Raw genomic sequence first — 8114 nt, forward strand, 5'->3', positions numbered from 1 at the left:
CCCGCTTACTGTGCCGCCCGATGTGCGCCTGAAAATGATCAAAGCTTTGGGTGCGGATCAGCCAGTTTTTGTGCGATATTTCCTGTGGCTTCGACAATTCTTTTGGGTCGAACCCGCCACTGTGCTGGATGGCTGGTTTGGCACCAATCTCGCTGGCGATGAACAACGCATTCTGTCGTGGCAATCGCGCAGCCCGGTGTTCACCATCATCGGCCAGCGCCTGCCGCAGACCCTGATCGTGATCGGCACCGCCTATCTGGTTGGCATCCTGATCGCCCTGCCCATCGGCATCTATTCGGCCTACCGGCAATATTCATGGTTTGATCAGGCAGGCACCCTGTTGGCGATGATCGGATTTTCTGTGCCTACCTTCTTTTCCGGCACCCTGTTCATCATTATTTTTGCCGTCTGGCTGGGCTGGTTTCCCACCAAATATGACACCAACCTTTCGGTCACCGACTGGTCGTCCTTCCTGAAGCAGGTCCAGCAGATGGCACTTCCGGTCATGACGCTTGGTTTGGCCAACGCCGCCGCGATCAGCCGCTACATGCGATCGTCGATGCTGGACAACATGGCACAAGACTATGTCCGCACCGCCCGCGCCAAGGGGATGACCGAGCGGACGGTGGTCCTGAAGCACGTTCTGCGCAACTCGCTGATCCCGGTGGTCACGGTGATTGCCCTTGGCATCCCCGCGATCTTTGGCGGCGCGATCATCACCGAAAACCTGTTCGGCGTGAACGGCATTGGCGCGGCACTGATCCTGGCAATCCATGCCAATGACATCCCGATGGTGCAGACACTGGCCTTCATCTTCGCCGTGCTGATCGTCGTCTTCAACCTGATCGCCGATATCCTCTACGGTTTCCTCGATCCAAGGATCCGCTATGACTGATGCCAGCACCGTCATCGCAAAACCGGTCAGCCAGAACCGCGCCATCTGGCAGCAGTTCCGCACCCACAGGGGCGCACTGTTCGGCCTGATCGTGCTTGGGGTTCTGGCCGTGGTCGTGCTGATCGGCCCTTATCTGTGGATCCCCGAAAAGCTTTCCGTCGCCGAGGCGATCAAGCTGAAGAACCAGGGGCCCAGCTGGCGCTTCCCGCTTGGCACCGATCAGCTGGGCCGCGATATGCTGGCCCGCATGATGCTTGCAGGGCGGATCTCTCTGGCGGTCGGCCTTGTCGCGATGACCATCGCCATTCTTTTCGGCACCCTGATCGGCGTGTTGGCCGGATACTTCCGCCGGCTTGACGGGCCCTTGATGCGGCTGACTGACATGTTTCTTGCGCTGCCGCTGATCCCTCTGTTGCTGGTGCTTGTCATGCTGTTCCGCGACCGGGTCGCCAGCATCATCGGGCCAGAGATGGGGGCCTTTGCGCTGATCGTGTTTGCCATCGGCATCACCTCATGGATGTCGACCGCCCGTATCGTGCGCGGCGAAGTGTTGACCCTGAAGGAACGCGAATACGTACTGGCAGCACGGTCCATCGGCGCGCGCCCGCACCGCATCATCCTGCGCCACATCCTGCCCAACGTCATCTCGCCAGTGATGGTGTCGGCAACGCTGGAGGTTGCCAACGCGATCATCACCGAAAGCGTGCTGTCGTTCCTCGGTCTTGGCTTTCCACCCGACTTCCCGACATGGGGGCGACTGTTGTTCGACGGGCTGCAATACATGCAAGTCTACCCCGAGCGCGTGATCTGGCCGGGCCTCGCAATCTCGCTGACGGTGCTGAGCGTGAACTACATCGGCGACGGGCTGCGCGACGCGCTGGATCCGCGCATCCGGGGGCGTTGACGGGTTGAGGTTTAGTCCAGATGGTTGCGAATCCGCCGCACCATCGCCCAGACCCCCAAGACCACGATCGGCGTCAGAATCGCCATCAACGCGCCATGCGTCAGGTGCAGCCCGTGCGCCAGCGGCTCCACCAGATATGCCGCAAGGTTTACCGCGTAATAGCTGATCGCCACCACCGACAGTCCTTCCACCGTGCGCTGCAGCCGCAACTGAAGGTCCGCCCGCTTGTCCATTGATTCAAGCAGCTTCTGGTTCTGCGCCGACCGCTCCACATCAACCCGGGTGCGCAGCAATTCCGCCGCCCGCTGGGCACGTTCCGCCATCCCCTGCAGCCGGCCTTCCGCCGATTTCACTGTACGCATCGCCGGATCATACCGGCGCATCATGAATTCGCCAAAGGTCTGGCGGCCCTGAATTCGTGCCTCGCGCAGGACCTCGATCCGCTGGTTCACGATCGCCTCATAGGCCGCCGTCGCCCCGAACCGGAACGAAAACTGCACCGCAAGGCTTTCCAGTTCCGCCGAAATGGTCAGCAGCTCATGCAGCGCTGCCTCAGGTGACGGCTCGGCACTGTCCAGCCCCGACACCAGCGCCGAAAGCTTCGGGTCCAGCGTATTCAGCCGCGAACTGAGGTCGCGCGCCCGCATCAGGCCCAGCATCGACATCGCGCGATAAGTCTCGATCTCGCACAGCCGCTGCACGATCCGGCCAACGCGGCGCGGGCCGGTTCCGTCCTTAACGAACACCGCAAAGCGCATGTGCCCCGCCTGATCAATGCGGAAATCCCCGGCGATCAGCGCGGCCCCGTCTACCACCCGCGCCACGGCCAGACTTTCCGGCACGAACCACTCGTCAAGCCTGGCCAGCATCTCGTCTTCGCTGTCCAGCATCCGCTCGACCCGCACCAGAACCGATGTCAGCCGCTTGCCCGGCGCTGTGGCGAGCCAGTCTTCCGGCAGCACCTCGGCCTCGACCGGGTCGAACGGGCGCCTCGACACACCCTTCGAAAACGCTGTGTAGGTCACAAATTCGGTGTGACTTTCCCACTTCACTTCGGCCCGCCCCAGCGGCCCCGAAAAATGCGTGGCCCCCGGTTGCGGGTGCACCGATCCGTGCCGGTCCAGCAGCGCCAAAAGATGCGCAAGATCAAGGCTGCGGTCGCGGTTCGCCGCCTGAACCGGTTCCTTGATCGCCACATAGACCGCCGTCGATGGCACGTCCAGAGACGGAAAAGGCCGGGCATGCAGCTCGTTCACCGTGGCATAGCGCAGGGGATGGTCAGGGATCGGGGCCATTTGCAGCTCTTTCTTCGTGTCTCCACCAAGACTTAGGGCGGCAGGCCAAGGCATTCCAGAGAAATGCCGGAATACATGGGTATGCCGCACCGGTGTTGCCGCAAAAGCAAAGCGATCTGCACTGCACCCGCTGGCGGCCAGGTCAAACTTTCTGCTGCTGCACGCGTAGGGCTTGGCCTTTCCCTACGTATCACCATCAAAAGCCGATACAGAAAGGACCTTTCACCATGCACCGCCGGCCCCTCTCCCTCGCCTGCCTGACCGTCATCCTGCTTGCCCCGATGGCCGAGGCACAGCAGGACGGCATCACCGATTTTATGTTCCAGCGGCTCGACAGCGACGCCAGCGGTGACATCAGCCAAGCCGAAATCGCCGCAGCCAAGGAACGGCAATTTGCCGGCGCCGACAGCGACAGCGATGGGCGCGTCACCGAAGCTGAACTGGCCGCAGTCCGCGAACGGCTCGCCCGCTTTGCCCGGATCGGCGGCGATGTCCTGAGCGAACGCGCGATGCGCCTTGACCGGGACGGCGACAGGGCCGTGTCGCTGGCCGAATACACCGCCGCTTCGCCCTTCTTCGCCCTTGTCGATGTCGATGGCGACGGTGCCCTGAGCCGGGCTGAACTGGACCGCGCCCGTGCCGCCCTTTCCCCGCAACCCTGACACAGGAGACTGACCAATGACCGTACTTTCCCACCTGACCCTTCTCGCCGCGCTGACCCTTGGCTCTGCCGCCTTTGCCGGTGACTTTTCCGGCACCCTCACCGGCCCACGGGGCGGCACCACCAGTTACGAAGGCAGCTGCATCACCACCGAAGGCAGGTTGTCCTGCACCCGCCAGGATGTGATCACCGGACCGGCAGGCAACGTCACCACCCGCGATGTGATGCGCGAGACGACGTCCGAAGGCACATTGCGCAAGATCGAAACGACCGGCCCCCTCGGCCGCACTGTCACCACCACCCGCGAACGCAAGTTCTGACTGACGCCGCCCGGCAGGATGCATTTCCGCGCCGGGCGGCTTCGCGTATGGTTCGCAGAAATGTCCCGGGGACGGCGCTTTGCAGCATGGATCGGACGACGAGGATGCAGCACTGATCAGCGCCGTCGCCAACGGGCGAGAGTCTGCTCTGGCCCAGCTCATCGCGCGGCATGGTCGTGGCCTTGCCGCCATCGCAACCCGCTATCTAAGCAACCCGGCCGAGGCGGAGGATGTTGTGCAAGAGGTGTTCGTCCGCGTCTGGTCGCATGCCGCGCGGTTCGATCCAACCCGGGCCCGCGCAACAACCTGGCTTTACGCCATCGCAGTGCGCCTCTGCATCGACCGCTTGCGCAAGCTGCGCCTGCGCCGGTTTTTCGGCCTTGGTGCCGGGATCGACAGCCTCGACGACATCAGCGACACCGCCCCCGCAACCGACAGCGCGCTGGCGTCACGCCAGGAACTGGCCCTTACCCGTACGGCCATTGCCGCCCTGCCCGACCGGCAGCGCATGGCGATTCTTCTATCCGCCGTGGCCGGACTGGAAACCAGCCGGATCGCCGAAACACTGGACATCTCGGTCGGGGCGGTGGAACAACTGCTGGTCCGCGCAAGGCGAACCCTGCGCAGCAGCACCGGCCGCGACACATGAAAGGACGGATGAATGACCATGCCTGACGATGACGCAAGCCTCGACCGGCTGATCCGGGACGCGGCCCGCACGCCCTTTGACGAAACTGCGGTAACCAAAGCCGTGCTGTCGCGGCTGGATCACGGCCGTCCCGTTGCCCGCACACGCGCCCGGCCCGCTTATTTCGCACCCACCTATTTCGCACGGGCCGCCTTCGCCAGCCTGCTGGTCGCAACCCCGCTTGTCATCGCAAACTACCCCGCAGCCGACCCCGACGCGTTTCTCGTTGCCGTTGCCAGCGGTGATCCATTGGCGCTTTTCCCCGATGCGGGATTGCTTTCCGGCCTGCTCATCCTGGGCGAAGTGGAATGAAGCGCTTTGGCCAGATCCTGTTGTGGACCATCTTCGCTGCCTCGCTTCTGGCGAATGCGGTGGTGTTGGGCATGGCCCTGCGCCTTGGGTCGCTGCGCGATCTTGCCAATGGCGGCGTCGATGTCTGGGCCGACCTGCCTGATGGTACGCGCAAGGCATTTGTGGCCGAACTCGGGGCCAATCGCCGCAGCCTCGCCGTTCTGGTCGCCGATCTTGGGCAGGCGCGGGCAGCCGCCTTTCGCGCCGCTGCCACCCGCCCCTACGATCACGGCGCAGTCGAGGCGGCACTTGCCAAGGTGCGGGCGGCTTCCGCCGCCCTGCAAACCGAGGTGCAGATGTTGCTGCTCAGGACCTTTGACGATGTGGCGACGCAAGCGCCCTGACCGTCAGTCGATCATTGGCAGCAACGCATCCAGCGACTTCTTCGCGTCCCCATAGAACATCCGGGTATTGTCCTTGAAAAACAGCGGGTTCTCGATGCCGGAATAGCCGGTTCCCTGCCCGCGCTTGGATACGAACACCTGCTTGGCCTTCCATCATTCCAGCACCGGCATTCCCGCAATCGGGCTGTTCGGGTCTTCCTGCGCCGGCGTGTTCACGATGTCATTGCTGCCGATCACGATGGCCACGTCGGTACTAGGGAAATCCTCGTTGATCTCGTCCATTTCCAGCACGATGTCGTAAGGTACCTTCGCCTCGGCCAAGAGCACGTTCATGTGCCCAGGCAACCGCCCCGCGACCGGATGGATGGCAAAGCGCACCGTCTTGCCGGCGGCCCTGAGCTTGCGGGTCAGCTCGCTCACCGATTGCTGCGCCTGCGCCACCGCCATCCCATAACCTGGGATGATGATGATGCTGTCGGCATCGTTCAGCGCCGCAGCCACGCCTTCCGCATCAATCGCAATCTGCTCACCGGCAATTTCCATCGCCGGGCCCGTGGTGGTGCCAAACCCGCCAAGGATCACGCTGATGAACGACCGGTTCATCGCCTTGCACATGATGTAGGACAGGATCGCACCTGAGGAGCCGACCAGAGCACCTACGACGATCAGAAGGTCATTGGACAACGAAAAGCCGATCGCCGCCGCCGCCCAGCCGGAATAGCTGTTCAACATCGACACCACGACCGGCATGTCCGCCCCGCCGATCCCCATGATCAGGTGATAACCGATGAAGAGGGCCGCCACCGTCATGCAGATCAGCGCCAACGTCGAGCCCGATTGCAGGTAGACCACCAGCAGCACCAGCGACACCAGCGCCGCCGTGGCGTTCAGCAGATGCCCGCCGGGCAGTTTGGTCGCCTTGCCGTCAACCTTGCCTGCCAGCTTTCCGAAGGCCACCACCGACCCGGTGAAAGTCACCGCGCCGATGAACACACCAAGGAACGTCTCGATCCGCAGGATCGAGATTTCCACCCCGGTCTTGTGCGCGACGACCGCCGCGAAACCGTCCAGCGCCGCCCGAGCGGCCTCATCCATCCCCATCACGCGCACCATTTCGATATGCGTGTTGAAGCCGATGAAAACCGCAGCCAGACCGACCAGCGAATGCATCGCTGCCACCAGCTGCGGCATCTCGGTCATCTGGACGCGCTGTGCGACGATCCAGCCGATGGCCCCGCCGCCCGCGATCAGCAAGACCGACAGCCACCACAGCCCCATTCCGGGTCCGTAGATCGTAGCGGCAACGGCCAGCGCCATGCCGACAATGCCATACCAGACCGCGCGCTTGGCGCTTTCCTGGCCCGAAAGTCCCCCCAGCGACAGGATGAACAGAACCGCTGCAACGACATAAGCCGCCGTGGTAAATCCGAATTCCATGGCTGGCTCTCCCTACGACTTCTGGAACATGGCAAGCATCCGACGCGTCACCATGAAGCCACCGAAGATGTTGATCCCGGCCATGAAGACCGACAGCGCCGCGAGGATGATCACCAGGAACGACCCCGACCCGATCTGCATCAAGGCCCCCAGGATGATGATCGACGAAATCGCATTCGTCACCGCCATCAGCGGAGTGTGCAAGCTGTGGCTTACGTTCCAGATCACCGAGAAGCCAACGAAGACCGCCAGCACGAAGACGATGAAGTGGCTCATGAACGCCGCAGGCGCGTAAAGCCCCGCCAGCAGCATCAGCCCGCCGCCAATGGCCAGCAACCCAACCTGGTTGCGGGTTTGCGCTTTGAAGGCCGCGACTTCCTGCGCCCGGCGTTCAACCGGGGTCAGTTCCTTGGCCTTTTCCTTCGGCTTCTGCACCGCAATCGCCGCGATCTTCGGCGGTGGCGGCGGATAAGTTACCGCCCCCATATGCGCCGCCGTGGCTCCCCGGATCACGTCATCCTCCATGTTATGCGCGATGACCCCGTCCTTCTTCGGCGTAAGGTCAGTCAGCATGTGGCGGATGTTTGTGGAATAAAGCGTACTGGCCTGGGCGGCCATCCGGCTGGGAAAATCGGTGTAGCCGACCACGGTCACGCCGTTGTCGGTGACGATCTTCTGGTCCGGCACCGTCAGGTCGCAGTTGCCGCCACGCTCGGCCGCAAGGTCGACGATGACCGACCCCGGCTTCATCATCCTGACCATATCCTCGGTCCACAGCTTGGGGGCCGGGCGTCCGGGGATCAGGGCGGTCGTGATAACGATGTCCATCTCCGGCGCAAGCTCGCGGAATTTCTTCAGCTGCGCTTCGCGGAATTCGGGGGACGACGGGGCCGCATAGCCCCCGGTCGCCGCGCCATCCTGTGCTGCCTCGGCAAAGTCGAGAAAGACGAAATTCGCCCCCATCGATTCAATCTGTTCGGCCACTTCGGGCCGCACGTCGAAGGCATAGACAATGGCCCCCAGTGACGTGGCCGTGCCGACCGCCGCCAGACCCGCCACACCCGCGCCCACCACCAGCACCTTGGCCGGGGGCACCTTGCCCGCCGCCGTCACTTGGCCCGTAAAGAAGCGGCCAAAGTTCGACCCCGCTTCGATCACCGCGCGGTAGCCTGCGATGTTCGCCATCGACGACAGCGCGTCCATCTTCTGCGCACGGCTG

9 protein-coding genes and 1 pseudogene are annotated in these 8114 nt (G+C 63.2%); 7 read left to right on the top strand and 3 right to left on the bottom strand.

The annotated features are described in order from the left end of the window. Both RMO18_RS10300 and RMO18_RS10305 read left to right on the top strand, forming a co-directional pair. The coding region (locus RMO18_RS10300; protein WP_309665715.1) for an ABC transporter permease at positions 1 to 895 on the top strand (895 nt) is incomplete at its 5' end. Next, on the top strand, positions 888 to 1799 hold the full coding sequence (locus tag RMO18_RS10305; protein ID WP_309665718.1) for an ABC transporter permease: 912 nt from the start codon (positions 888 to 890) through the stop codon (positions 1797 to 1799). The genes RMO18_RS10300 and RMO18_RS10305, both read left to right, overlap by 8 nt. Positions 1800 to 1810: 11 nt before the next feature. Here RMO18_RS10305 and RMO18_RS10310 read toward each other — a convergent pair whose 3' ends face one another. Then, a complete protein-coding gene (locus RMO18_RS10310; RefSeq protein ID WP_309665720.1) occupies positions 1811 to 3094 on the bottom strand; it encodes a DUF3422 domain-containing protein in 1284 nt (427 codons plus the stop codon). Between the two features lie 227 nt (positions 3095 to 3321). Here RMO18_RS10310 and RMO18_RS10315 point away from each other — a divergent pair, with 227 nt between their 5' ends. The 5 genes from RMO18_RS10315 (at position 3322) to RMO18_RS10335 (ending at position 5458) form a co-directional block, all read left to right on the top strand. Further along, entirely contained in the window at positions 3322 to 3756 is a 435-nt protein-coding gene (locus RMO18_RS10315; RefSeq protein ID WP_309665721.1) for a hypothetical protein, read from the top strand. A gap of 16 nt (positions 3757 to 3772) precedes the next feature. Further along, the gene (locus RMO18_RS10320) at positions 3773 to 4075 is read left to right on the top strand and encodes a hypothetical protein (RefSeq protein WP_309665722.1); all 303 of its coding nucleotides are present in this window, start codon (positions 3773 to 3775) and stop codon (positions 4073 to 4075) included. Positions 4076 to 4154: 79 nt separating this feature from the next. After that, complete coding sequence (locus RMO18_RS10325; protein WP_309665724.1) at positions 4155 to 4724, top strand: sigma-70 family RNA polymerase sigma factor; 570 nt, start codon at positions 4155 to 4157, stop codon at positions 4722 to 4724. 12 nt (positions 4725 to 4736) lie between these two features. Next, a complete protein-coding gene (locus RMO18_RS10330; protein WP_309665725.1) occupies positions 4737 to 5075 on the top strand; it encodes a hypothetical protein in 339 nt (112 codons plus the stop codon). After that, a complete protein-coding gene (locus tag RMO18_RS10335) occupies positions 5072 to 5458 on the top strand; it encodes a hypothetical protein (RefSeq protein WP_309665726.1) in 387 nt (128 codons plus the stop codon). The genes RMO18_RS10330 and RMO18_RS10335 overlap by 4 nt, the downstream gene beginning before the upstream one ends. Positions 5459 to 5461: 3 nt before the next feature. On the opposite strand, the pseudogene RMO18_RS10340 reads toward RMO18_RS10335, so the two are convergent. Continuing rightward, positions 5462 to 6895: pseudogene (locus tag RMO18_RS10340) on the bottom strand (NAD(P)(+) transhydrogenase (Re/Si-specific) subunit beta). A gap of 12 nt (positions 6896 to 6907) precedes the next feature. Next, on the bottom strand, positions 6908 to 8114 hold a 1207-nt coding region (locus RMO18_RS10345), incomplete at its 5' end, for a Re/Si-specific NAD(P)(+) transhydrogenase subunit alpha (protein ID WP_309665727.1).

The sequence above is a fragment of the Tabrizicola sp. genome (assembly GCF_031377265.1).
Lineage (GTDB): Bacteria > Pseudomonadota > Alphaproteobacteria > Rhodobacterales > Rhodobacteraceae > JAUYQR01.

Excerpts from the sequence above, each read along its gene's own strand:
- RMO18_RS10315 (WP_309665721.1), top strand. The coding sequence starts at position 3,322 with ATGCACCGCCGGCCCCTCTCCCTCGCCTGCCTGACCGTCATCCTGCTT.
- RMO18_RS10335 (WP_309665726.1), top strand. The coding sequence starts at position 5,072 with ATGAAGCGCTTTGGCCAGATCCTGTTGTGGACCATCTTCGCTGCCTCG.
- RMO18_RS10310 (WP_309665720.1), bottom strand. The coding sequence starts at position 3,094 with ATGGCCCCGATCCCTGACCATCCCCTGCGCTATGCCACGGTGAACGAG.
- RMO18_RS10320 (WP_309665722.1), top strand. The coding sequence starts at position 3,773 with ATGACCGTACTTTCCCACCTGACCCTTCTCGCCGCGCTGACCCTTGGC.
- RMO18_RS10305 (WP_309665718.1), top strand. The coding sequence starts at position 888 with ATGACTGATGCCAGCACCGTCATCGCAAAACCGGTCAGCCAGAACCGC.
- RMO18_RS10330 (WP_309665725.1), top strand. The coding sequence starts at position 4,737 with ATGACCATGCCTGACGATGACGCAAGCCTCGACCGGCTGATCCGGGAC.